At 33.7% G+C, this 25,541-nt stretch carries 22 protein-coding genes; all 22 read left to right on the top strand.

Features of this window, described 5'->3' with window-relative positions:
- The first annotated feature begins 1,011 nt into the window (after positions 1-1,011).
- The 22 genes from ACQ4KW_RS15185 to ACQ4KW_RS15080 all read left to right on the top strand — a co-directional run bounded on the left by ACQ4KW_RS15185 (position 1,012) and on the right by ACQ4KW_RS15080 (position 25,015).
- Positions 1,012-2,082, top strand: coding sequence for a tetratricopeptide repeat protein (locus tag ACQ4KW_RS15185; RefSeq protein WP_430883334.1), 1,071 nt, complete (start codon positions 1,012-1,014; stop codon positions 2,080-2,082).
- Positions 2,083-2,395: 313 nt separating this feature from the next.
- Positions 2,396-2,761, top strand: coding sequence for a hypothetical protein (locus ACQ4KW_RS15180; RefSeq protein ID WP_430883333.1), 366 nt, complete (start codon positions 2,396-2,398; stop codon positions 2,759-2,761).
- On the top strand, positions 2,762-3,301 hold the full coding sequence (locus ACQ4KW_RS15175; protein WP_430883332.1) for a GNAT family N-acetyltransferase: 540 nt from the start codon (positions 2,762-2,764) through the stop codon (positions 3,299-3,301).
- A gap of 150 nt (positions 3,302-3,451) precedes the next feature.
- Positions 3,452-3,988 (top strand): GNAT family N-acetyltransferase, encoded by a 537-nt coding sequence (locus tag ACQ4KW_RS15170; RefSeq protein ID WP_430883331.1) that lies wholly within the window; start codon positions 3,452-3,454, stop codon positions 3,986-3,988.
- A gap of 951 nt (positions 3,989-4,939) precedes the next feature.
- A complete protein-coding gene (locus tag ACQ4KW_RS15165) occupies positions 4,940-5,203 on the top strand; it encodes a hypothetical protein (protein ID WP_430883330.1) in 264 nt (87 codons plus the stop codon).
- Between the two features lie 818 nt (positions 5,204-6,021).
- Positions 6,022-6,660, top strand: coding sequence for a methyltransferase family protein (locus ACQ4KW_RS15160; protein WP_430883329.1), 639 nt, complete (start codon positions 6,022-6,024; stop codon positions 6,658-6,660).
- Positions 6,661-7,529: 869 nt separating this feature from the next.
- The gene (locus ACQ4KW_RS15155; RefSeq protein WP_430883328.1) at positions 7,530-7,835 is read left to right on the top strand and encodes a hypothetical protein; all 306 of its coding nucleotides are present in this window, start codon (positions 7,530-7,532) and stop codon (positions 7,833-7,835) included.
- Between the two features lie 776 nt (positions 7,836-8,611).
- The gene (locus tag ACQ4KW_RS15150) at positions 8,612-9,559 is read left to right on the top strand and encodes a YARHG domain-containing protein (protein WP_430883327.1); all 948 of its coding nucleotides are present in this window, start codon (positions 8,612-8,614) and stop codon (positions 9,557-9,559) included.
- Positions 9,560-9,784: 225 nt separating this feature from the next.
- Positions 9,785-10,810, top strand: coding sequence for a hypothetical protein (locus ACQ4KW_RS15145; RefSeq protein WP_430883326.1), 1,026 nt, complete (start codon positions 9,785-9,787; stop codon positions 10,808-10,810).
- A 329-nt stretch (positions 10,811-11,139) separates the two neighbouring features.
- A complete protein-coding gene (locus ACQ4KW_RS15140) occupies positions 11,140-11,679 on the top strand; it encodes a hypothetical protein (RefSeq protein WP_430883325.1) in 540 nt (179 codons plus the stop codon).
- 203 nt (positions 11,680-11,882) lie between these two features.
- A complete protein-coding gene (locus ACQ4KW_RS15135) occupies positions 11,883-12,860 on the top strand; it encodes an SHOCT domain-containing protein (protein WP_430883324.1) in 978 nt (325 codons plus the stop codon).
- 187 nt (positions 12,861-13,047) lie between these two features.
- Positions 13,048-13,353, top strand: coding sequence for a hypothetical protein (locus ACQ4KW_RS15130; protein WP_430883323.1), 306 nt, complete (start codon positions 13,048-13,050; stop codon positions 13,351-13,353).
- Between the two features lie 15 nt (positions 13,354-13,368).
- Entirely contained in the window at positions 13,369-14,097 is a 729-nt protein-coding gene (locus ACQ4KW_RS15125; RefSeq protein WP_430883322.1) for a hypothetical protein, read from the top strand.
- A gap of 239 nt (positions 14,098-14,336) precedes the next feature.
- Positions 14,337-15,359: a hypothetical protein gene (locus tag ACQ4KW_RS15120; protein ID WP_430883321.1), complete on the top strand. Its 1,023-nt coding sequence runs from the start codon at positions 14,337-14,339 to the stop codon at positions 15,357-15,359.
- A 213-nt stretch (positions 15,360-15,572) separates the two neighbouring features.
- Positions 15,573-16,964, top strand: a complete 1,392-nt coding sequence (locus ACQ4KW_RS15115; protein WP_430883320.1) for a hypothetical protein — start codon at positions 15,573-15,575, stop codon at positions 16,962-16,964.
- 120 nt (positions 16,965-17,084) lie between these two features.
- Complete coding sequence (locus ACQ4KW_RS15110; RefSeq protein ID WP_430883319.1) at positions 17,085-17,405, top strand: hypothetical protein; 321 nt, start codon at positions 17,085-17,087, stop codon at positions 17,403-17,405.
- 206 nt (positions 17,406-17,611) lie between these two features.
- Positions 17,612-18,277, top strand: a complete 666-nt coding sequence (locus tag ACQ4KW_RS15105) for a YdcF family protein (protein ID WP_430883318.1) — start codon at positions 17,612-17,614, stop codon at positions 18,275-18,277.
- Positions 18,278-18,339: 62 nt separating this feature from the next.
- On the top strand, positions 18,340-18,948 hold the full coding sequence (locus tag ACQ4KW_RS15100; protein WP_430883317.1) for an HD domain-containing protein: 609 nt from the start codon (positions 18,340-18,342) through the stop codon (positions 18,946-18,948).
- A 2,142-nt stretch (positions 18,949-21,090) separates the two neighbouring features.
- Positions 21,091-21,636: a hypothetical protein gene (locus ACQ4KW_RS15095; RefSeq protein ID WP_430883316.1), complete on the top strand. Its 546-nt coding sequence runs from the start codon at positions 21,091-21,093 to the stop codon at positions 21,634-21,636.
- A 1,024-nt stretch (positions 21,637-22,660) separates the two neighbouring features.
- Complete coding sequence (locus tag ACQ4KW_RS15090) at positions 22,661-23,509, top strand: hypothetical protein (RefSeq protein WP_430883315.1); 849 nt, start codon at positions 22,661-22,663, stop codon at positions 23,507-23,509.
- 221 nt (positions 23,510-23,730) lie between these two features.
- Positions 23,731-24,474: a class I SAM-dependent methyltransferase gene (locus ACQ4KW_RS15085; RefSeq protein WP_430883314.1), complete on the top strand. Its 744-nt coding sequence runs from the start codon at positions 23,731-23,733 to the stop codon at positions 24,472-24,474.
- Between the two features lie 241 nt (positions 24,475-24,715).
- On the top strand, positions 24,716-25,015 hold the full coding sequence (locus tag ACQ4KW_RS15080) for a hypothetical protein (protein ID WP_430883313.1): 300 nt from the start codon (positions 24,716-24,718) through the stop codon (positions 25,013-25,015).
- Positions 25,016-25,541 lie beyond the last annotated feature (526 nt).

Genomic DNA, 25,541 nt, shown 5'->3' with positions numbered 1-25,541 from the left:
GTGAAGCCATGAGGCAAGGGAAGAATCATTGAATGAATCCCCTAGTCATCTATATGCTGTTTAAAAACAAAGGCTCAACATTATAAGATAATGGGTTCGAAAAGAAAATGGCAAGTAAGTATATCAAACTATGTAGTATGCCAAAACCACCATATAACACAGCGGTGTCCCGCCATTCGCCCGGTGGTGAAGGCGTTTGGAATGTTCCGCAGGGAAATGTTTATACGACGTTGGTCACGTTGTAATAAGTGGGCAAACGAGCGTGAACCGTGGGAACGTTATATGGAAGTTTTAGCAAAGTATAGAGAAGTTGAGAAAGCGTGGTCATGTGCACTCATGGCGGCGAAGAAATGTAACTTTGCATGAGGACCAGTATTCCATAGCACTGGCTAAGTTCATTCACGGGAGTGAGAAACGTCGTATAACAAGTCATGATCAACATTTCTCACGTTGAATTATAAGCCAGAAGCCAAATGTATCTCAGAAAAATGATCATATACGCACCTACACTATCGGGGTGCAAAGTTACCCAATCTACATATGAATACGTTATATACAAAATTAATTTGACGACGAATGAGTGAAGCTATGAGGCAAGGGAAGAATCATTGAATGAATCCCCTAGTCATCTATATGCTGTTTAAAAACAAAGGCTCAACATTATAAGATAATGGGCTCGAAAAGAAAATGACAAGTAAGTATATCCAACTATGTAGTATGCCAAAACCACCATATAACACAGCGGTGTCCCGCCATTCGCCCGGTGGTGAAGGAGTTTGGAATGTTAAGCAGGGAAATGTTTATACGACGTTGGTCGCGTTGCAATAAGTGGGCAAACGACCGTGAACCGTGGGAACGTTATGTAACAGTTTTAAACCAGTTAGTGTTGATTAAGACAAAGCTATTTGATCGTAGCATAGCAAACCAGGAATTTTGTGCACATTGAAAAATATCAGTAGTAAAGTATCAAACAATTATTGAAAGGCAGATTCAATGACTATTAATGAGTATATGAACAAAGTAAAAGCAATTATGAATTCTGAGCGAGAGTATGAGTCTCAAAGACCAATTATTAAAGAATATATATTGTTTTTACAGAATATAATTGAGAAAGAACCATCAAATATTAAGGCAATTTGCCAACTAGCGATCTCGTATTTTGAAGATAGACGAGATACTGATATATGCATAGAAATCATGGAAGCTGCTTTAACAAAGAATGAAGAATCAATGTCAGAGCAAATGTTATGTGAGCTTTTAAACAATTTGGCTTATTTCTATGATGAGGAACTTGGAGAGTCAGATAAGGCAGTTGAAACGTTGAATCGTGCTATTAAGCATCAGTCTTGTAAACCGAATAGTTACTATGCACTAGCATACCTATTAGTAGAAGATGAACCTGAATTGGCATTGAAAGTGATTAGTGAAATGTCGATGCCTGAAAGTCCCCTAAATCACTATCAATATCTTAAGGGCTATATTCTTATGAAAAATGAGTTGTATACAGATGCTTTGAGGATATTTGAGGAATTGAGATTATACAGTGATAACTCTGAGGTTAGAGAAAAATCACTTTATAGTTCTGCAATAATAAGAAGCATTACAAATGAGACTGACATGGCATTGAGAATCGCTGACAAATTATATGACGGATTTATTGTAGATCATAATGAAAAAGTACTTACATTTGAACTTATCCATCTATATTTCTTACTAAGGAAATTCGATAAGGTAGTTGAGTTATTCAAAATTGGGAAAGAACCCATTTATATTGATGTTGAAGTTATAGAATCATACTTTTACGCTTTGAAATCATTAGGTCTTAAATCAGAATGCGAGATTTTATATCTACAGAAAATTGAGGAAATTAATGAGGAAATTGCCGATACAAAGTTAGACTGTGATTTCTCAAATGAAGAGAAGGAATCTTATATTAATAGGAGTAATGAAGAAATAGCTAAACTGAAAAAAAGCTATTCTGAAATTGTATTAGGCAATAAGTTTGTTCAAATTAATGATGTTTTTTACTCATGCAAAGGTACAAAGTGTTGTTATCTAATTGACTGTCCTAGACATTCGTAGTGTGCATCTTGAAACGGTATTAGTAAGACTGAATGTTTTTATCACTCTTATGAAAATGCTTAAAATTTAATGGTTGATGATAGCGCAAAAGTTTGTGTAAGTTTAAAACCGCTACATAACACAGCGGTGTCCCGCCATTCGCCTGGTGGTGACATAGTTAATAGTGTTATCAAGTTTACTGTTATGAACAAGCTAAAAGTGTTGACGTAAGTGGCAAACGAGCGTGAACCGTGGGAACGTTATGTACAATTCAGCCACATAATAGTAATAATAAGGTTTTCTTATTCTAAGAAGGAATATTGCTTTGGAAAACATGAAGATCATTATATTTGAATTGGCAGAGTTATTTACTCGAAATAGTATAGAGTATCATTTCGATGGATCAACAGCACTGTATTTACAAGATAGGTCTAATTACATGAATGACATTGATATAGTCTTTCCATATGAAAACATCATGAAGGTAAAGCGATTATTTGAATGTGAATCTATTACAGGGGAAACATATAACGAAGAAGCAAATATGTATGAGTTTGCCTATATAAAAAATAATATAAAAGTTCATTTACTGTTTTATAATGAAAAAATAGATACTTTTTATGACTTTCACAGAAAGATTTTAATAGAGGGTGCTGGTTTATGGATTAAAGGCTATGAACATTTTGAAAGGTTAGTGTAAATGGAAAAAACATATATTTTTGAATCGGAAAGACTGGGCTTTAGAAGGTGGAATATTGAAGACAGAGAACCATTTGCCAAGATGAATAACGATCAGGAAGTTATGGAGTTCATGCCAAAGAAACTTACATCAGAAGAATCTTGTGAATTTATATCGAGAATAGAAGAACATTTTGAAATTCATAATTATGGACTATGGGTAGCCGAAGTAAAAGAAACTAGTAAGTTTGTTGGTTTTATAGGTTTTTACACAGCTACATTTGAATCAGATTTTACACCATGTATTGAGATAGGGTGGAGAATCAATAGAGAAAACTGGAGTTTGGGTTATGCTACAGAAGGAGCTAAAGCCTGTTTAGAATATGGTTTTAATCATCTTGGATTTGAAAAGGTATACTCATTTACATCAAAACTGAATATAAGATCCATCAATGTTATGAAAAAGATTGGGCTAGTTGAAGAGCGTGAGTTCAATCATCCACGATTAGAAGAGAAAGATCCACTCAGACCTCATGTACTATATTCAATATATAAAAGTTAAGGAATGTGTTCCTGTACGGCATCGGTAAACATGCTGTTTTATGTAATAAACGCATCAAGAAACTTTTTTTGTTTGAGATATTTCACGCAATCCGTAACACAAACCCATTTAGATAAATCCATTAATGGAATCATAGTAAAAGGAGTCGCGATGATAGTTTTATCAAGAGAAAGTATTACTCAAGAATTGCCACTAGAGTTTAATAACTTAATCATTAGAGAACTTGAAAGAGCCGATATAGACAATTATGCCAATTGGCCAATGTATCAAGGCTATAGAAAAATGTTTAACTCATCTCTCAAGAGTAGACCATATAGTGATCGAGAGAAGCGTTGGAACAATTATCTAAATGGAACAAGTTCTGTAGCAATTATACTAGAATCAAAATCTGAAAAGACCCTAGGGCAGTTTTTTCTATTAGATATCGATTGGGAAACACGAAGCGTTGGAAATATGAGCATACGACTACACCCGGAATATTGTGATCAGGGAATTGGTGCTATGGCACTGAAGAAAACTGTTGAGTTTGTTTTTAGTCAGGGCATGTACTCAATTGAGTTTGATGTTCTTGCAAGCAATATTGGCGCAGTAAAAAGTTATAAAAAAGCTGGCTTTAGTATCAAAGAGGAAATAGAGAAAGACAATGCCTTGTTTTATATAATGTCAATTCAAAACCAGTGTGTATAATCGGTTTTGAATGAAAACTTTAATAAATGCGGTTGTGTCTAAACTGTACATAACACAGTGGTTCCAGACATTCCCCTCGTATTATACGAATTGGGGAATTTTTAATTAGTCTCTTATGTTAAAATATAGAAGAGTATATATAAAGTGGGGAACGATCTTGAACCATGGGAACGTTATAAGACAGTGTCTAACTTAGTGTTTCCAATGTACTTAATCGTTTTGATCATTTTACAATAATAGAAATTCACGATCTGAGATTACTTATCAGAAACCAGAGTTTTGTATGTTTTCGCTTAAAAGTTGGATTGCCCCATACTTTGAATTCTGTGTTTATGTTAGGGAACAAGGAATCTTTTATTGACTTATATATGTCAGGCTTCAAGTTTTGCTGACGCCTATACTATTTCTATATCTGACAGTCAATCGAGACTTTAGATTGCCTTAGTATAATAAGGCATGTTACTGCATTTAATGGTTAAGGCTCTGTATTTTATTCAATACGACGATTTGCAAGTGTCCTGTTCCCAACTGCAATTCTCGCAATCCGTAACATGGATAGGCGTAGTTGAGGCATGAATGTTTTGGTGCTCATAAGAGTGCTTTACATATACGGCAATCATAATAATATGCTTTCTAAGGTGTCATTAAATAAACATTGGTTAAATGGAGTTTCTATATAGAAGTATCAGGTCATGTGGACAGAGTTTAGTCATGAGTAAATTTGCATGAAAGAAATTACATGATGCCAAAGCTAAGAGTTCTGACCAAGGAAATGTTACTGTCAGTTGTGAGTAAACATCTGGTTTTATTTAATACTCTGAATCAGAAATTGGCTGTCTTTAAATACAACTCTCACAATCCGTAACATTCTAAGCAAAAATAAAAAAACTTATATAAAATTGGTAGTGGCAAATAGGCAGGATTAATTGGAAATTTCAAGCGGAGATAGAAATGATAAAAAGAATACTCGTCAATATATTTATTGGTGAAAAGAATAAAAAATATTTGAATCGATATTTACTTATAATCCTTGTGGCAGCAATATTTAACGATATTTTTACTGATTTTCTAAAAGGTGCTGAAATATCATATACTTCAGTCAAAGAAGTTATCTTAATACACGTAATACTTTTAATACTAGGTTTTAGAGTGTGGATAGGAATCTTTGAAGGTACACAGAAATTGATTGAGAAAATATTAATGTTAAGAAGTTAGGTATGATCAATGGTTGAGTACAGAATCTAAAAAAACACGAAAGAGTAATGGTCAAAATTTTCTAATAGAAGTTAATTGGCGTGGCGTGTTTAAAAAGTTATACACCATCTTATAACATGTCAATTCCCAAACATGCCCCGTTTTATACAAAATGGGGTTTTCATTATACAGCTAAATAATGGTAAAATAGTTAGTGTGTAGAATGGGACTGGGGCCCGTCGGGAATTGCAGGAACGTTATAAGAAAGTGGCTAACTTAGTCATCGAGATGTAGACAGTAGTATTGCTAAACTAAATTACTGGCTTAAAGACATGCTGTGAGAAGAGTGCATTTATAAACCAGTAATAAGTCATGCATTCTACGGAGTTATGAAATTGTATATATGTTAAATATTTATCATAGTTATCAAATAGTATCACGTTCCTAAACTAGAGTGAGTAGCTTGAAAAGTCTGGAGTTCATATTGCTATGCAACCGAAGAGCTTCGTGTTTATTTAATACTACAAATTTCCATGTTTCAGTGACTCAGGATAATTCTCGGTCGTACGCAATATTCAAATCAGTTAATAGTGTTATTAGTAGTGTTCGATTAGATTCGCTAATTTGGCAAAGAGTTATAAATGTAAAAACTTAATTTGAAGTGTAATACGTCTTTTTCTTAGGTTAGCAATTTTGTTGGAAAACTCACTGCATGATATGATTTGTAAACAGTCAACAGTGAGGAGAAGGAGTATGATTAAGTAAGTAGAATAAACTCTGACATTGTTCTTAGTATCCATTTAGTAGGCATCTAGATTGCATTGAAAGTGAGTGCTGTTATGAATAAGAACATCGGTATAATTATAAAAATTGTTTCGGCTGTAATAATGATTTTCATATTGATAAATATTCAACGTTTTGGTCTTAAGGTGAATAGTACAATTATCCATGTATATCTATTTTTAGTGGTGAGTAGTTTGCTTTCGGATAGGTTCTTTTATAGTGGACAAAAGAGTGAAAATCAAGTCACAAGTAAGAACACGAGTAATGCTTTAGCTATTTGTTGGTTTTCTGCAATTCTGATTCCAATTATAGAGTATTCAATTTACAGTCGCGAAAAGCTACTAGTTACTATTATTGGAATAACAATGGTGTGTACGGGCACACTTTTTAGAGGAATTAGCATTAGAACATTAGGCAATTTCTTTTCAAGAGACGTTGAAAAATGGAATAATCATAGAGTTATTGACTCAGGCGTTTATAAGAAAATCCGTCATCCGGCTTACTTGGGAAATATTGTACAGGTAATTGGTTTTCCTTTAGTCCTTAATTCATACTTATGTTTGACTTTATCACTGATTACAATAGTAACATTTATATGGAGAATAAAAGTTGAAGAGGAATTTCTTAAAAACGAATTCCCTGAGTACGTGTGTTATACGAAGAGAACCAATCGGTTAATACCAGGAATATGGTAATCTAATAGAATTAATAATTATTTTGGACATGCTTGAAAATAGATTACGGTGAAAATAAAGCACATATAGAATCATGTGAGTAGGGTAACATGAGTAAGTGCAACCCAAGAGCACGTTTCTCGAATACCTTAATCTTAAAATGGTAGTGAGTTTGTGTATGGAAGCCGTCATCCACCATCTTATAACACGAGCGTTCCCAACATTCGTTTTGGTTAGTCTAAGAATAAGTGGATGACTTACAAAAGAATATAGCGAAATCAATGGTTTAAACCGAGTGCGAACGATCGGGAACGCCGGGAACGTTATAAGGCAGAAATGACTGGTCAGAGCGGTTAGAGACATGTGCGTTAAGAATTAGCTTATCGCTACTTTTCGTTAAGTTTACGGGATTTTATCACAGTGTATAGCCTTGAATAGAGTTCACCAGTAATCTGACAGGGTGTAGTTTTACAAAATGTCATTCACTAAATGAAACAAATTACGGTCTGAATGTTAGTAGAAACATGTCACGATCATATAACGAAAAGAAGCTCAACTGCTTTGCTTGATCTGGGAAAATTTTAATGAGCTTGCTAAGTATAAATTGTTTCATCAACGGAATTGCTAAAATTAAGTCGCAAAGCAGCATGGTTAATAAAGCGAATGAATAAAAGGACGTCATTGTCCGCCATATAACAGAGCAGTTCCCAGCACTAAACCCAGTCACCCTTTTTGCGAGGGTCCTTTTTATGTGGCGTGATGGAAGGAAATGGTGAATAAAGCTAGAATAGTTAATAGTGAAAGTGCAAAAAAGTCGCCAGGGACGCGCCGGGAACTGTCCAGGCGTTAGGCAAAATATTTTTAAAGTTTTATTATAAAAGGAGAAGTTAATGGATAGAAAAACAATACTAATATTATCAATTGCAATAATAATTGTTAGTGTGGTGGTATTATTTCAATCAGTAGAATTTGGAACTAGGATAGCATTAGATTCATTAAATAAAGCTGGTGGAATGGACATTTCAAGCTATAATAGAGTAGTCGAAGGGCATATCACATCATTCAGAGTGTTTAGTATGATGCTGTTTGTTATTGGATGTATAGGTGTCACAAAAACATTTGAGATTGAGCGTATAGAAAGAAATTCCGCAATAGAAGAGAAAAATATGGATGAAGTCAGTGATCACGGAGCATAAAAATACATCGCCTAACACAGCGGTGTCCCGCCATGCACCGAGTGATTATAAATTTAAAGCGGTCCTTGGGTTATGAATATTCCCGGCATTCGTAAATATTATGAAGAATCAAGTGCACGAGCGTGAACCGTGGGAACGTTATATGGAAGTTTTAGCAAAGTATAGAGAAGTTGAGAAAGCGTGGTCATGTGCACACATGGCGACTAAGAAATGTAACTTTGCATGGGGCCCAGTATTCCATAGCACTGGCTAGTTTCATTCACGGGAGTGAGAAACGTCGTATAACAAGTCATGATCAACATTTCTCACGTTGAATTATAAGCCAGAAGCCAAATGTGTCTCTGAAAAATGATCATATACGCATTTTCACTATCGGAGTGCAAAGTTACCCAATCTACATATGAATACGTTATATACAAAATTAATTTGGCGAAGAACGAATGAAGCCATGAGGCAAAGGAAGAATCATTGAATGAATACCCTTGTCATCTATATGCTGTTAAAAAGCAAAGGCTCAACATTATAAGATAATGGGTTCAAAAAGTAAATAGCAAGTAAGTATATTCAAGTATATAGTATGCCAAAACCACCATATAACACAGCGGTGTCCTGCCATTCGCCCGGTGGTGACGGAGTTTTGGAATGTTCCGTAGGGAAATGTTTATACGACGTTGCTCACGTTGCAAAAAGTGGGCGAACGAGCGTGAACCGTGGGAACGTTATATGTAATTTTGAGCTTAGTTCATGTTATAGAAAATGTATCGGGAGAACTTTAAATGAAAAGACATGTAGGTATCATAATGGCAATGTGTACGATTGTTATATTACTCGGAAGTTGTACATCAAGCAATGAAGAATCATCCAGTATGAAACCTAGTGAAGGGGTTGTTGACTCTGAATCTAAACCAGTGTCAACTATTAAGAGTTCCGAAAACAATGTATCGAATTCATTTGACTATGTTATCGAATTCAACAATAAAGAATATGATTTGGAAGAAAAATTTACAGAGTTTGAATTAGAGCCTTTATCAATTGAGCAATTGGCATTCTTGAGAAATGGTGTCTATGCAAAATATGGATATAGCTTTAGTGGTGATAAGTATAAAAAATTCTTCTCAGAGTACTCATGGTATGTAGAAAATACTAATAATGTAGAGTCAAACTTTTCTAAAACTGATCAAGAAAACATCGAACTCATTTTAGCGTTAGAGAAAATTGATGATATTGATCTTCATTATTCTGAAGAAGACAATCGAATTGGAAACTCCGTTGTTTTGAAGGGTAATCAAGTGAAAGTGAGCAAGGAGTATTTAGAAGAATCAAGTTATGAGAACAAACCAATAAGAATTACAATAACACTAAATGAATCTGAAGTACAATTTGAAAGTATTTGGAATGATGGAATTTCGATTGCGTATACTGAGTTTGATATATCAGATGAATATGTTGAAATTTATATAATTGAAGCTGGTACAGATATAGGTTGTAGGACTTACATTTATCAAACTGATGGTAAGAAGCTGGTGAAGTCAGGAGAAATAGATCATCTAGGAGCTGAATTCTTATATGATCAACATGGACGTATTTACTTTTGCAATATAGAGGATAATGGGTTAGATTTTGACTACTATTATGATTACAAGACTAAAGAAATAGGACCAATTAAAAGTAAAAGGTTAAAAGAAAAGATTGATAACATTTATGCTGAAAAATATAAGCACTAAGTAATTATAAAACGCTAAAAACTACATATAACACAGCGGTGTCCCGCCATTCGCCTTGTGGAGACGAACTTTAGGAATGTTCCGAAGTGAACGACTATGACAAAGCTGAAAGCGTTGCAATATCTGGGGCGAACGAGCGTGAACCGTGGGAACGTTATAGTACATTGTTTTCTAAGTTAATATAACAATATATGTTGAAATTCATATAATAAGATAGGAGATTCTATGAATAAAATTTTACCTATAGTAACAATGAATGAGGATTTAATGAAGAAACATTTATTAAAATCAGATTGGACTAAGTTTGAAAAAGAGTTCAATAAACAATGGGATGTAATAACAGCTAATAGTGAAAAAATCTATCAAATAAAAAATAAAGAGATAGAGAATTTATATGGCTTAAAAAGAGATATAACCTATAAAATGGCTACGAAAAATGTAGGAATAAATGTAGCCTTGATGGCACTGATAATTTCAGTTTTGTCAGTAGCATTTAATATTTTTGATATTCCTAATTCTTCGACAGATTGGGTGTTCTCGTTCAATAGTAGAGAAGAGGTTATCTTAACAGTTTTTTCTATTGTATTAATTGCTCTAGTTATTTTATTTTACTTAGTTAGTTTATTCTTTTTTATTAGACTTATAGTCAGCATAATGAAAGGAAACAGAGAAAAATACGATTATGCGCTACTAGAATATCAATTATCTCACGTTGACAATGCTATAAGGTTGTTGAGAGAGACAGAACATAATAACGTAATTGAAAATGTAGGTTTATTACAAAATGAAACTGTTCAGGATCTTGTCAAAGTATCAGAAAACACGAGCAAGAATTTACATGTAAAAATTACTGTTATCGAAGATAATTTGAGTGATATCTTGAATCAAATAAAGAAACTAAATAAGTTAAATGAACGACAAGAGGAAAATAGTACTAAGCAAATTAGCTTAAAAATTGAGGAAATGCTAGTTGCTTTCAAATATTTGGATCAAAAGATTATTAAATTGTCTCATACAGATGATCGGGAAAATAATGTTAGTGAAAGCTTTGACAAGGTAAGAACTAATGTGAAGATTATCAATAAAATAGTAGATGAATTGAAGGTAATCTCATTAAACGCAACAATAGAAGCTGCTAGAAATAATAATCGTGCTTTTCAATTGATATCAGGTGATATGAAAAAAATGTCTGATGATTTACAGATTAAGTTTAATGAGATTATTAAGTGTTTGGATGAAGGTGAGTTTTAATTACTTAGTACAAAAAAGCGATCTTTCATAGATGAAATTAGTTTCAGAAGTACTGTATGTAAATCGTCATACTAATTGATTTGAGATTAAAAGCATGATAATAGATAAACCTAAAATAGTTTTCAATAAAATCGAAAAAAACGTCCTATAACACAGCGGTGTCCCGCCATTCGCCTGGTGGTGACGGAGTTCTGGTATGTTCCGCAGTGAAATGTTGATACATCATTGAAAGTGTTGAAATAGCTAGGGGCGAACAGCGTGAACCGTGGGAACGTTATGTAAAATTTTCTCTTAGTTAAAGTTAGATAAATACTTAAGGAGGCGTAATTATGGGAATTTATGCCGGCGAATGGATATCCAAAACAGAACGTTGTAATGATTGTTTTAAAATTACAATACCTTCAAAAAAGAGCTTATACAATATAATATTTATTTCAGCATTTCTCATCATATGGGCTCTTGTTGAAAGTTCTATGGTAAGTATGGTAGTTGAGTTTGGAGGATTACCAGAAGAAATAGCCTTTTGGTTACTAGGGTGGACATATGGTGGATTATATTTTACATACATTCTTGCATGGATGCTTTTTGGAAAAGAAGTCATCTATAATTCAGACTTAGGTTTAGTAATTGAAAAGCGAATATTCGGGCTTAAATATAGTAAAGAATACGAAATGGACATGATTTATGATATGCGAGTTAATTTCGAATCATCAAGTAGAGGTAATACTCATGAATATAAAGTTACTGGAGGTAATATCATATTTGATTATGGAGCAAAGACGATTAGGTTTGGGAAAAATATTTGCGGCTATGAGGCAGAGCATATAATTGAAACAATTCAGAAAAGCGTAGATAGATTTGGAAAATAGTATGTTCTCTAAATACGAGAAAACTATACATAACACAGCGGTGTCCCGCCATTCGCCCGGTGGTGACGGAGTTTTGGAATGTTCCGCAGGGAAATGTTTATACGACGTTGCTCACGTTGCAATGACAAGGCGAACGAGCGTGAACCGTGGGAACGTTATGTAAAATGCAAAACACAATAGTATGTCAAAACGGAGGGATAAAAATGAATGAATCAACTGGTAATGAAGTGTCAAATGAGGTACTGGATAATTTTATGAATGCTCTTTACTCAGTTCCAGGGGTAAAAGTCAATCGTGAAAACTTTTTAAATGAGACATTATCAAAATATACTTCCAGCTATGACTTAATTCCAAAAGCAATTGACACAAATCCGCTAGAAGCAGGATTTAATAACAGTACGATAGATTTAATAGCTAAGAAGATTAGAAAAGAAAGTGTAATTACCAGTTCGAGGAAATCCTTTATTTCAGGTATACCAGGCGGAATTGCAATGGCTGCGACAATCCCGTATGATACTGCACAGTTTTATTCTCAGGCATTAATTTTAGCTCAAAAATTAGCATATCTTTATGGATACGAAGATTTATGGGATGGAGAATATAGCTACGAAGAAGCTAAGAATCAAATGATGTTATTTTTAGGAGTTATGTTCGGTGTTAGTGGTTCCACAGCAACTCTAAAAGTAGTTACAGCAAACCTATCAAATCAAGCATTAAAAAAACTACCTCAAAAGGCTCTTACAAAGACGATTTACTATCCAATCATAAAAAAAATATGCAAGTATTTAGGCATCAATTTGACTAAGAAAAGCTTTGCTAAAGGTGTTTCAAAGGTAATTCCGTTTGTAGGTGGAGTTGTTTCAGGTGGCTTGACTTTCGCATCTTTAAGCAATATGGGGGAAAAGCTTCAAAACACGTTAAGCCAGGCAAACAGCAAAGAGTATACAGCTGATATCTATAATCGAGATTTAAAAGAAGTTCAAAATGATTTAACTGATTTCACAGATGTTCAGTTTGATGAAATTACTGTCGAAGTTGAGAATGGATCCTCGGAAACTCCAAACTCAGTGTTATCATTAGTTGATCAATTAGAAAAGTTAACTATGCTAAAGGACTCGAATGCAATTTCGGAAGATGAATATATAGTTTTGAAAAGTAAGTTACTCAAAGAAATAAAATAAGTGTTTTGTACTTCACATAACACAGCAATTCCCAACATGCCACTTTGTTGTTCGAAGTGGTATTTCTTATACTTAGATTATGGTAAAATATAGTTTAAGAGTAATAAATAGAGTGCCACATCGGGAATTGTGGGAACGTTAGACGAAAATCAATTGAATAGATAATAAATAATGTTAGGAGAATTATGTGAGAAAATCAAAAAAAGCAAATCAGACTAATATATCAATTAATAGTCAAGACGTGAAACAAGAAAATAGTGGTGGAACAAATTATGCAAAGGATTCTAGAGGTATCGATCAAGTTACAACAACCCAAAAGTCTAACTTAGCTAGTGTGTTAATAATACTTGCAGGAATTGTTATGACATTTTTAGGTTATTCAGGATCAATAAATTGGAGTTTGTCATTTGGGGGAGTTGAAAGCAACTTAGCGAATGCATCACCTGGAGTACTAATAGTAATCGTTGGTTTTATTATGTTCGTTAAAGAATAGAACGGGAGTTTATGTATGAATCCTATACGTAGTATTGAAGAAGTAATTGAAAATTGGCATGTGTTTGAAAATAAATGGCATACTTTATATGCATTTGCCTTATACACTAGGGAAGACAAGAATATTGCACAATACATAAGGGAATATTTTATGGAAATGGATCGATTATCAGGGAATGATTGCCTCATTTTTGTAATTGAGAAGCCACCGTCATCATGGAGTGAAGAGGCAAAAACACGTGAGTATTGGTCTGATGTACATCAACCAGAAGAACTTTGGTCGGGTTATTATGATGTAATGCCTTACGATTCATCTCAGGTTTATGATCTGGCAAGAAAGATTGGATTAAAATATAGGAATATTCCGTGTTTAGTTTTTTTCAAAGATATAAACGATCGTGAGTATATTACATATGCAATTGATACTTCGTGGAGTCAGAGTAAGATAACTTTAGAGTTGAGAAAACTATTTTCGAAATTAAGTGATAGTGATAATAGAGTTAATGCGAGTGATAAGGATGTTCTGTGGGAAAATCTACGAAAATATGTGGCCTTTCATAATAGGAAAGTAGAGAAAAATTATAGAGAGGATTTTCAATATGAGCCTAGAGAGGAAATTCAAAAATTGGTTCTTAAGAACATTCAGAATAGTAATATATCAATCTCCAGTAGAGACATCTCCCAAAGAGTTAACGAGAACAGTATATTGTCTAGAATCGTAAGTTATATCCTTAAGAATAATTAGCAAATACTTCATGAGATTTGAACATTTCCACCCTAATTTGTTGATATGGAAAATTCAATTAATCATCGTCTAACACAGCGGTGTCCCGCCATTCACCTGGTGGTGACTGAGGTTGTGATGTTGCGTAGTTTATGGTTTTGAAATAGTTTAAAATGTTGCAATAGAAGGCGAACGACCGTGAACCGTGGGAACGTTAGGTGAAATTCTTACGTGATCAATTTAAGAATAGAGGGAAAAATATGACAGATTTTGTAACTGGTGTAGGTTTAGTGAGTTCTGTATTTACTATAGCAGATTCGGTACTGAGTCATTCGAAGTCAATAGGGAAAAATTTAGATAGATCAAAAGGTATAAAGATTGTAAAGCAGTTCATAGACAAGACAATTTCGAATGAGTTGATAGAATTAAAATCTGATGAGTCAAAAAGAAACTTAATGGAGTTTTTTGGTAACGAGATTAAGTCTCTTTCTGACATGAGTATTAGGTCTTCAAAATCCATTAATTCTTTGATTGAAGAACTTAATAAGAACAGCAAAATAGAGGTGGATTCGTTAATGGTAAGAAGGATTGTTGGTAATTACTGTAGATTAATGAATCTCATTATAGAAGGCAATATATCGGAAGAATCTTTATTCATAGCAAGACAAATTTCATTAGCCGAAGATACTATTACAAACTGTATCGAACATACTAATGAATCTATTCTTAAGAAATTAAGTGATATGAAAAATCATTTGACAATTGCGGGCAGAGAGAATAGCAAGATAGAATTTCATGAAGTTGATAACGAGGATTTATTAATAGCACGGCATTTTCCAAAATCAGTTTTCCTTGAGGATAGCTCAACATATCGATTAAGTATAGTATTAGATTCAATTGGAAATGATTTATTAAATTCATTAACATTATCCTCGGTTAAACTTACAGCGGTCTATGATTTGGATAATGATAGTTATTTGCCAGTTCCCATAATAGACAAAAGTTCATGTATGGCACGCATTAATTATGAAGCTCTAAATAGTAAACCAACTAAGTTAGATATTTATTTTGATAATGTTGAATTTATTGATGAGATTGATGAAGAATATGAATCATATGTAAATCTTGAAATTGAGCTTGAATATTCTACAAATTTTACAAATTATGTAGTTAAAATCATGATTTTTGCTTCAGATGAGATAGACTGTTCTAAGAATAGCTTCATAGGCGATTACAAAGTGGAATCTACTCATACAGTTATAAAAGATTTAACTGAAATATAAGTAGCTTAAAGCACTTCAGAACATCACCTAACACAGCGGTATCCCGCCATTCGCCTCATTGTAACTGAGTTTGTGATGTTGTGCAGTTTATGGCTTTAAAATAGCTAAAAGCGTTGAAATAAGTGGCGAACGAGCGTGAACCGTGGGAACGTTATGGAACATAAACTTCTTAGTTAACAATGCGTCTTAGAAAAAATAAATGAAGGTGATTAAATGGATGAAAGTACATTGTATAAGATTTCAAAGGATATTGTTAGTCAAGGAACATGTGACTATGATGATGTAGACAATTTGTATTCTAGGCTTAGAAACATCATTTCTAACCTGACTGAAAGTAAGTATTTTAAGTTTGATTTTGATCATTTCTCGATTTTAGATAAAACAGAGTTCATCTCATACTTTATCAACTTGCTCGATAGTGAATTCGATATTTTGGGAGTTGCAAGGCGTAACGCTATTTTTCCAAATAGAAAGTTGATTAGCAATCTTAATAGGATTGATGCTGATTTTGAGTACTTACCACTAATAGAGTATTTCTTGCAATCAAAATATCCTAACGAAATAGATATTTTGAAAATTAAATCAGAATTTGACCCAATTGGGCGTTTGAGAAAAGTCAACGACAAGACAAGAGAAATTAGAACGTATGAAGTAGATAGTAAAGAAAAGTTCAATGAAATTTATATGAATTTACTATCTTCATATAATAAGACAGAATGTTTTTCTAGTGAACTCAATGATGATTATTTTAGCAAATTGATAACTAGATTATTTGAAATTGATACTATTGAACAAGGCTTTGTATACGTACTATTTCAGACAATTAATTATAAGTTCGTTACCAATTCAAATCTCTCAAATGTTGAAAGATTAGATAAGCTGAAATTAATAGAGGCAAAGATAAATGATATGTACGAGGAATACTCTAGTAAGGAAACTTCAAATAGAAATCAAAATATTATTATTTCTTTCATAATTTACATTTTCTTTATGAAACGTAGAAATCAATATAAAACTGAAGCAAGTGTACAAGAAATATTAGAATCACAGTTTGAGGAAAAAGACAATATTTTCAATCCTATAGATGAAGAGTATCAGTGTAAGCAGAGGTATTTATCAGACTTTGAAGATGATGCTGAGATCATGAACATAATTCTAGAAGGTTCAAAAGAAAGACCTAAAAGGTTTGAGGAGAATTTGAACAATAGTGGCGAGTTATGTGACTTACTGAGCAATTATGCCGGCAGACAACTTAACAAGGGCTATTTACAGCATATAAAAGTTGTTTATAGAGAAATGATTTTAGACAAAGTAAAATTCGATAATAGAAATGCAAGAACTATTCTTAGAAATATAAGTAAAAGTGATGAGGATTTCAATTTTGAAAAATTCAAGGAATCAATTTTTATTAACGAGAAGATAAGTAGAGGATTTTTCAGAGAGGTTGGTTATGTTGAGGAATATCGTATTAAAAACCGTATTCAAAAAAAGTATTATCAACTTATAGATTATGTATATTCAAACCAAGATGATGTGATAATCGAGAAGATGATTTTCAATATTATGAGTGATTTAAGTAGGTTTGTATTGGAGTCATTAAATTGAGTAATGAAAATCACTATTGTGCCATTTTTTCTACTTTTGTTTTTGCTGAAAATTATTGGAATCAAAGTTATACTTGATGCATAGAGATTACTAAACATATCAGTGAAAGGAGTACTAAACATGAGACTTAATGGAAGCGCTGGCACAGGGAAAAAAATATTGAGTAACTGGAATCTTTTTAGTTATAGTTTTGAAAAGAAAGAGGTTTGTCATACTGGCACTGAAGAAACTTACTTTTTCAAGTTTCAGTTTGATAAGCAAGTAGGAAATGCAGTCATTAAACGTAAACTCAATGAAGTGGGCGAATGGTATATTGATGAAGGAACCTTATTTGATTCAACGAGTTTTAAAAGACCATTAGGTGCCTATAATGACACTACGTATTTTAATGATGGACTGTATAAAGTATCTGAAAGAATGGTTAATGATATAGTTACATAGAAAAAGTATATTTATTCGAAACGAAGTTTACATCCCATAACATGTCATTTCCCAACACGTCCCTGATTATACAAAATGGGGCGTGTTTTCTTACTTTGTGGATGTTAAAATATAGAAGAGATTAGAAAAAGTGGGGACGCGTCGGGAATTGCAGGAACGTTATATAAAATCCTTAACCTAGTACTGAACTATGAAGGAGTTTGAGATTGATAACAAAAATAATAGTATTGGCAATAATATATATGGTAACAGTTATCGCTATAAAGCAAATAGCAACTACTCGCCAAAATGGGATTTTGAGTATTGTATATAAAGTAATGATTTTGGGTTTGATTACTGGAATAACTTGTGTATCAATCTTATCGGCTTTGATACTAAGTGGAGTAAATTCAACCGTTAATGACCATGAACAATCTGATTACATTGTAATTCTTGGAGCAGGTCTAGTTGGAGATCAAGTATCTGATAGGATGAAAATTAGGCTTGATACAGCTATTGAGATTATTAAAAAAAGTAATGCAGTAATAATCGTTTCTGGTGGGCAAGGTCCAAGTGAAGAAATATCTGAAGCAGAAGCAATGCGAAGATATCTTCAAAAGCAAGGTGTTTCAGAAAATCGAATAATAAAAGAAGAAGAGTCCACCTCAACTCAGGAAAACATTAAATATAGTAATGCCATTATGCATTCTGAAAATAGCAAGGTAATAATTGTAACATCTGATTATCATATGTATCGAGCAAAAATGCTTGGCGAGCGAATTGGTTGGACTGTTTCAGGTCAATCTGGAGAAAATAATACAGCAGAACGGTTGAGACGAATGGTTAGAGAAATATTTGCTTTAGCTAAAGATATAATCGTTAGAGTGTATTAATTGGTATAAATTACTTAGTAACAGGTATTCAAAAACAACTATGGACTATAGGTGACTAACAAATGAGTAAAATACCATCAAGACGTGAAGCAATCCAAATATTAGAAGATGCAAGTAGTAAAAATCCAGGGTTATGGGTTCAACACTCATTTCGTGTGGCTGAGGGGGCTGAGTTAATTGCTCAGAATATCGATGATCTTGATTCTGAGTTAGCATATGTTTTGGGACTATTACATGACATAGGCAGGCGTAAAGGTGTTTATGGAATGAGGCATAGTATTGACGGCTTCAATTTCGCCATTGAAAAAGGCTATGAAGATGTAGCACGAATTTGCTTAACACATGTGAGTTTTTGGCACGATAACGAACCTGTTATAGTTGGAAAATGGGATGGATCAATTGAAGAGAGAGCGTTTGTAATTGATTATCTGAGTAAAATAGAAGAGTCTGATTATGATGGCTTAATTAAATTATGTGATTATGTATCGTTACCAAATGGATTTTGCTTATTAGAGAAAAGGCTAGTAGATGCTGCTTTAAGAGGTGGCGTAAATAGTTTTACAGTACCTCGGTGGAATTCGACGTTTGAAATTAAACAGTATTTTGAAGATAAATTAGGCAAATCAATTTATGAAATCTTGCCTAATGTTGTAGAAACGACGTTTAAGTAGTTTCTTGCTAGCTATACATTTGTTGTTAGTAGCCGGTTAAGGTCTTTATATAACACAGCGGTGTCCCGCCATTCGCCCTGTGTTGACAGACTTAACAATATTACATAGTTTTCTGTTTCTAAATAGCTTAAAGTGTTGAAATAAAAGGCGAACGAGCGTGAACCGTGGGAACGTTAGTTGGCATTATCCACGTTCAAGTTTAAGCAGTTAGTTTAATTGGCACGCTAATATTGGTATAGGCTGTGCATTAACGCCTCTGAATGGAGAGGTAGTAATGAATTTTGCATTAGAGCCTTGTTCTTTCAAACTAAAATCAGCGCTTTGAATACGTCTAGGGATTAATGTTTATCTGACTGCATTTCACTTAATAAGTAAGTGCTTGCAATGAACTAAGTTGGTATATGAGTTCATCGTACTCATTAATATAGACAGAAGGCTCCAAGGTTTTCGCCCTTCAAATTGCATCTAGGTTTGTTGGGCCTTCATATACATTTGGCTTTATACTTCGGCCATATTATTAGCTTCAATTTCATAATTAAAGAGTTTAGGTGAATTAGTATAATTTCTTGTTTTACTGTAGGACTTACATCTAGCACTGAATAACTAGCTTTCTATATGCAACTTGAAATCGAAAATCGCCTTATATGAAAAGAGAGCAAGCCATGGTCATCGTAGAGAACACTCAAAAGCAGCGCTGAATTTAGTTTGAACAAGCCTGGTTGTAAGTGTTGCAGATAATGCTTTTAAATTAGAACGGCTGAAGTTATTTTGAATTTTACAGTGCCAATTATCTGTGATATTAGTACACAGCTCCATATTTACTATGGGGGTTGGTTTCTTTGAATGAAAGTATTTTATACTTGGCGCATCGCATTAAATAGGAAGTGGTAATATTCCGCTGAGAAGTGTCCAAGACATTTACGTGCTAGGTATCTGAAGGTAATTCGACATCTCATTAAATGAGTCTGATGGTTTACTATACTTCAATACATCATTTAGGCAACGCCATCTAACACAGTGGTTCCAGACATTCCCCTCGTATTATACGAATTGGGGAATTTTTAATTGGTCTCTTATGTTAAAATATAGAAGAGTATAGAAAAAGTGGGGAACGATCTTGAACCATGGGAACGTTAGTTGGCATTATCCACGTTCAAGTTTAAGCAGTTAGTTTAATTGGCACGTTAATGTTGCTATAAGTTGTGCATTAACGCCTCCCTGTGGGTAAAGGTTCATTATTTTGCATTAGAGCCTTGTTCTTTCAAACAAAATTCAGCGCTTTGAATACGTTTAGGAATTAATGTTTATCTGACTGCATTTCACTCAATAAGTAAGTGCTTGCAAGGAACTAAGTTGGCATATGAGTTCATCGTATTCATTAATATAGACTGAAGGCTCCAAAGTTTTCGTCATTCAAATTGCATCTAGGTTTGTTGAGCCTTCATATACATTTGACTTTATACTCCGGCCATATTATTAACTTCAATTTCATTATTTAAAAGATTCGGCGGTCTATTATAATTTCTTGTTTTACTGCTGGCCTTACATCTAGCACTGAATGACTAGCTTTCTATATGCAACTTGGAATCGAAAATCGCCTTATACGAAAAGAGAGCAAGCACTGGTCATCATAGAGAACACTCAAAAGCAGCGCTGAATTCAGTTTGAACAAGCCTGGTTGTATGTGTTGCAGATAATGTTTTTAATTAGAACGGCTGAAGTAAGTTTTGAATTTTACAGTGCCAATTATTTGTGACTTTCGTACACAGCTCCATATTTACTATGGGGTTGGTTTCTTTAAATGAATGTATTCTTAGGCTGGGTGTAAATTTTTGAATAGGTATAGGGTAATATTCCGCTGAGAAGTGTCCAAGACATATACGTGCTGGGAATCTGAATGTAATTCGACATCTCATTAAATGAGTCTGTTGGTTTACTATACTTCAACACATCATTCAGGCAACGCCATCTAACACAGTGGTTCCAGACATTCCCCTCGTATTATACGAATTGGGGAATTTTTAATTGGTCTCTTATGTTAAAATATAGAAGAGTATAGAAAAAGTGGGGAACGATCTTGAACCATGGGAACGTTATGTAACAGAAATATACTACTTTATGAATAGAAAGAAGTGAGCGATTGTGAATAGAAAGTTTGGAGCTTTTGCCATCACATTAGTTCTGATACTAAGTACTGGTTGTACAAGTTCAAGTGATATTACCATTGAAGAATATGATTCACTTAACTCAAAGTTTCAATATCTCAACGAAGTAAATATTGACCTGAAATTTGAAATAGATGAACTGAATAATACTAACAATGAATTAATCAAGGATTCAATAGAACTGAAGAATGAGCTAATTGAAAATCGTGAGGAGATTTCAAAGTTAATGGAGAATGTTAATACTCTTGAGAAACAGTTAGATAATCAGAGGAGTCAAAACATAGAGGGATTCATTGAGTTTGAAACAAAAATTGCTGAATCTGAGAATGAACCGCATGATTCTAGTAGAATAATTAAATGTCTAACTGCAAATATTGGGATTGTGTATTACAACTTAGAAAGTTTTGAAATACAACCATATGTATTAGAACTCCAAGAAATTATACTAAATAGCGATTTAAGTTCAAGAGAATATCAGATTGCATATGAATTACTAGCTGATTTTCAAGATTTCAAACGTTGAACGTGTTTAGCATGACTGGGTGTAGAAGTATTCTTTATAAAGAAGCGTATATTACCGCTACATAACACAGCGGTGTCCCGCCATTCGCCTGGTAGTAACGAAGTTTAAGAAAGTTTCGCAGTGAGTGGCTGTAACGAAGCTGAAAGTGTTGAAATAGCTGGGCGAACGAGCGTGAACCGTGGGAACGTTATGTAAAATTCAAGACCAAGTCTCAGCACAGAAGTTTATAAAGCTAGTTGCGAACATAGAATTAGAGCATGGAGAGCTATGTCGAGTGTTCTTAATAGAATATTTTAATTGGAAAATGATTTTATTTAGAATTGTGGTCAACATGTATAACACAGTTTTGAAAAGTGAAATTAAAAAATCAAAGACGTTAGTGTGTTTTATTGGTGAGCAAAATCAGCTAGTGTGAGAATGATAATCTGGCCTTGAACAATACATAACACAGCGGTACCCGCCATGCGCCGAGTGAATAGAAGTTTAGCTTTGAACAGGCGTTTTAGAATATTCCCGACATCTGCAAATGTTGTGAAGATTCGAGCGCACGAGCGTGAACCGTGGGAACGTTAGTTGGCATTATTCACGTTCAAGTTTAAGCAGTTAGTTTAATTGGCACGCTAATGTTGGTATAGGCTGTGCATTACCGCCTCCCTATGGGTTAGAGTTAATTATTTTGCATTAGAGCTTTGTTCTTTCAAACAAAATTCAGCGCTTTGAATACGTTGAGAGGGTAATGTCTATCTGACTGCATTTTACTTAATAAGTAAGTGCTTGCAACCATGTATAACACAGTTTTGAAAAGTGAAATTAAAAAATCAAAGACGTTAGTGTGTTTTATTGGTGAGCAAAATCAGCTAGTGTGAGAATGATAATCTGGCCTTGAACAATACATAACACAGCGGTACCCGCCATGCGCCGAGTGAATAGAAGTTTAGCTATGAACAGGTGTTTTAGAATATTCCCGACATCCGCAAATGTTGTGAATATTCGAGCGCACGAGCGTGAACCGTGGGAACGTTAGGTGAAACTCAAAAGGGAGGATAAAGTTGTGCTTGATTTTTTGAAAGAATACGTAAGTATAGCTGTGAGCTTAATATTCATAGTATCGTCTGTATTTAAGGTCATGACTGGAGTATTTGAAGAAGACATTGATACAAGATTAAGTAGACTTATAAAGCGATTTATTCTTGAGATGTTTTTTATGATAATTGTAATATTGCAGTTTTCTACGCTTAGTTGGAAAACAAATATTCTCCCTTACAAAAGTCTGCAGTTTAACATTGTTCTAGTTTTGTTTATTTTATCTGCAGCTGTGATAACTATTTTAAATGCATCAAGTATAGTCCGAGCTAAAGTTAAAAATATCAATTTACTGAAAATGTATAATTTTATTGTTAATTACAAATATTTTGTAGATGCAGTGTATTTCTTTTCATTATTATCATTAGGGTGGTCATTTGTACTATTTACAGTTCAAACGTTTGCAGAGTACAATACATTAAATATTTCGAATGGAATGGATGTTTTTCTTTATGAATCCGACATGAAATTATATGAAATAGTTTCAGCAAACAGAATCGTATTTTTAGTAATATACATACTGATTTATCTATGTATGAGAATTTTGTTCGCATATATCTCCAAAGACTTAAATTTCAAGCTTAATAAATATTATGATATTAAGTTGACTACTGGTGAAGAAATAAAGAACCTAGAATATAAATATCGGAAATCAGATCATTTAGTATTCATTGAAAATAATACGCAACATAAGTTGCTAATTCGTCAAGATAAAATCATATCTATACGTGTAAAATATAGCAAAGGATTCGAATCTCTAGTAAATATAAGTGATAACAAGATATCTTAAAAGTACTGCATAAAGTATTTACAATCCCTTTAGAGCAACACCTAACACAGCAGTTCCCAAAATGCCCCTTTGTTTATACGAAGTGGCATTTATTATACTAGTGTACGGTGAAATACAGTAAAGAAGTTATAAATAGTGGGGCACTTCGTGAACCGTGGGAACGTTAGGGGACAGTTGTGCCTTAGAGAAAGATTGAATAATAAGTAGTTGGAGGGAACACATTGGCAAATACACTATATGAGGAATACGAAATAAGTGATAAGGCCATATCTCTTGACTCATATGAGAATATGGCAGAGCATTATTTTGAATACGTTGATAGTAAACCTTTTAACGCTTACTATGAGAGACCTGCAACAACTTCACTAATACCAAATGTTCAAGGTAAGAAGGTATTGGACGCAGGTTGCGCAGCTGGGTGGTATACACAGTGGTTACTTGATAAAGGTGCAGAAGTAATAGCATTAGATTTTAGCCAAAGAATGATTGAAATGACAACGCGTAGGGTTGGAAGTAGAGCTAGGATAATTAAAGCTGATTTAAATGAACCACTATCTTTTATCAAAAGTGAATCAATTGACGTTATTGTATCTTCATTATCACTTCATTATATAGAAGACTGGAAGGTAGTACTTTCTGAGTTTAATCGTATTCTTTATAAAGGTGGAAAGTTAGTTATATCAGTACATCATCCTTTTATGGATTATACAGTTTATAATCGTGATAATTATTTTGCAACTGAATTGCTAGACGATGAATGGACAATTAATGGAGAAAAATTTCAAGTACAGTTTTATAGAAGACCTATAAGTTCAATAATCAATTCAATAATTGGAGCGAACTTTACTATAGATAATGTCCTAGAACCAATGCCAATTGAGCAGTTTAAAGTTGAAAGACCTGAACAGTATAGGAAGCTAACAAAGAAGCCACAGTTTCTTTTTTTAAAGGCATCAAAACAATAATGTGAGCCATGTTATAGCTTAGTATAGAATGTCACATAGGTGAGATAAATAAAGGAAGTGTACAGCCGTGAACAACAGTAGTGTAACAAGTAATCTTGATTATCTTAGTCTTCATGATTGTGTAGTAGATGACCTGAAATGGGATAATGGGAATTTGATATTGTACTTTGAAAATATAGACGTATTACCAACTCATCCAAGAAATACATATGATGTCGCAAAATGTAGTGAGGAGCCTCGCTTGATTTTCAAAAACTGTAAGGTTACTGATGTCTTTAGATCAGACACTAGTAATGTTGCCAGCACTAAGGATCAATCGGTCTTAGTTAAAATGAGTTTCGAGGAATTCATTATTGACTTTGAAGTGTTAGAAGTTAAGTTCCAGAGAAGTTTTGATAAGAAGAAAATCTATAAAATCTTCGGCCAATGTGCTTATGAAAACAATAGTGATTTTGGTGAGTTCACAATCTCCTTCGATTCTGTTGACATTGATTGGAGTGATTTAACTGAAGACTCTTGGTTTGTTGGCTTTGGGGAATAGTGTGTAGTAACGGCAAAACCATCCCCTAACACAGCGGTGTCCCGCCATTCGCCCGGTGGTTAAGGAGTTTGGAATGTTCCGCAGGGAAATGTTTATACGACATTGGTCGCATTGAAATAAGTGGGCGAACGAGCGTGAACCGTGGGAACGTTATATGAGAGTTATCCAGGAGTTAACGTAGAGGAAAAGTGAAAGGAAATATATATTGAGTGGTCAAAAATACATTAAATTATTAGCAGCAATGAATGTAGTCTATGTACTGATTCATGAAATAATTAACATGAAATCATATACGTTACTGGATTGTGGAAATGCATTTCTATCGATAATTTTTAACTTGTTATGGTCTTTAGGGATAATATATGCAATATACAAGAAGAAAAACGGAGCGCGATTAGCACTAAGTGGTCTGGCTGTTCTAGGCTTGATATCATACTTGAATATGTACATAAATGGGAAGTATGGTTTAGATGAAACTATAGGATCGATATTCGGAGTATTGAGTTTGTTAATATTGTCGAGGGTT

Origin of the sequence: Tianxiuia mixotrophica (genome assembly GCF_050596425.1) — a bacterium.
Taxonomy (GTDB): Bacteria; Bacillota; Clostridia; order Peptostreptococcales; family Acidaminobacteraceae.
Note: the sequence above shows the minus strand (reverse complement) of the source record. Positions and strands in the feature narration are given on the sequence as shown.

Bases quoted from the DNA above. Each gene is read 5' to 3' on its own strand.
- ACQ4KW_RS15185 (WP_430883334.1), top strand. From the start codon at position 1,012: ATGAACAAAGTAAAAGCAATTATGAATTCTGAGCGAGAGTATGAGTCT.
- ACQ4KW_RS15180 (WP_430883333.1), top strand. From the start codon at position 2,396: ATGAAGATCATTATATTTGAATTGGCAGAGTTATTTACTCGAAATAGT.
- ACQ4KW_RS15175 (WP_430883332.1), top strand. From the start codon at position 2,762: ATGGAAAAAACATATATTTTTGAATCGGAAAGACTGGGCTTTAGAAGG.
- ACQ4KW_RS15170 (WP_430883331.1), top strand. From the start codon at position 3,452: ATGATAGTTTTATCAAGAGAAAGTATTACTCAAGAATTGCCACTAGAG.
- ACQ4KW_RS15165 (WP_430883330.1), top strand. From the start codon at position 4,940: ATGATAAAAAGAATACTCGTCAATATATTTATTGGTGAAAAGAATAAA.
- ACQ4KW_RS15160 (WP_430883329.1), top strand. From the start codon at position 6,022: ATGAATAAGAACATCGGTATAATTATAAAAATTGTTTCGGCTGTAATA.
- ACQ4KW_RS15155 (WP_430883328.1), top strand. From the start codon at position 7,530: ATGGATAGAAAAACAATACTAATATTATCAATTGCAATAATAATTGTT.
- ACQ4KW_RS15150 (WP_430883327.1), top strand. From the start codon at position 8,612: ATGAAAAGACATGTAGGTATCATAATGGCAATGTGTACGATTGTTATA.
- ACQ4KW_RS15145 (WP_430883326.1), top strand. From the start codon at position 9,785: ATGAATAAAATTTTACCTATAGTAACAATGAATGAGGATTTAATGAAG.
- ACQ4KW_RS15140 (WP_430883325.1), top strand. From the start codon at position 11,140: ATGGGAATTTATGCCGGCGAATGGATATCCAAAACAGAACGTTGTAAT.
- ACQ4KW_RS15135 (WP_430883324.1), top strand. From the start codon at position 11,883: ATGAATGAATCAACTGGTAATGAAGTGTCAAATGAGGTACTGGATAAT.
- ACQ4KW_RS15125 (WP_430883322.1), top strand. From the start codon at position 13,369: ATGAATCCTATACGTAGTATTGAAGAAGTAATTGAAAATTGGCATGTG.
- ACQ4KW_RS15120 (WP_430883321.1), top strand. From the start codon at position 14,337: ATGACAGATTTTGTAACTGGTGTAGGTTTAGTGAGTTCTGTATTTACT.
- ACQ4KW_RS15115 (WP_430883320.1), top strand. From the start codon at position 15,573: ATGGATGAAAGTACATTGTATAAGATTTCAAAGGATATTGTTAGTCAA.
- ACQ4KW_RS15110 (WP_430883319.1), top strand. From the start codon at position 17,085: ATGAGACTTAATGGAAGCGCTGGCACAGGGAAAAAAATATTGAGTAAC.
- ACQ4KW_RS15100 (WP_430883317.1), top strand. From the start codon at position 18,340: ATGAGTAAAATACCATCAAGACGTGAAGCAATCCAAATATTAGAAGAT.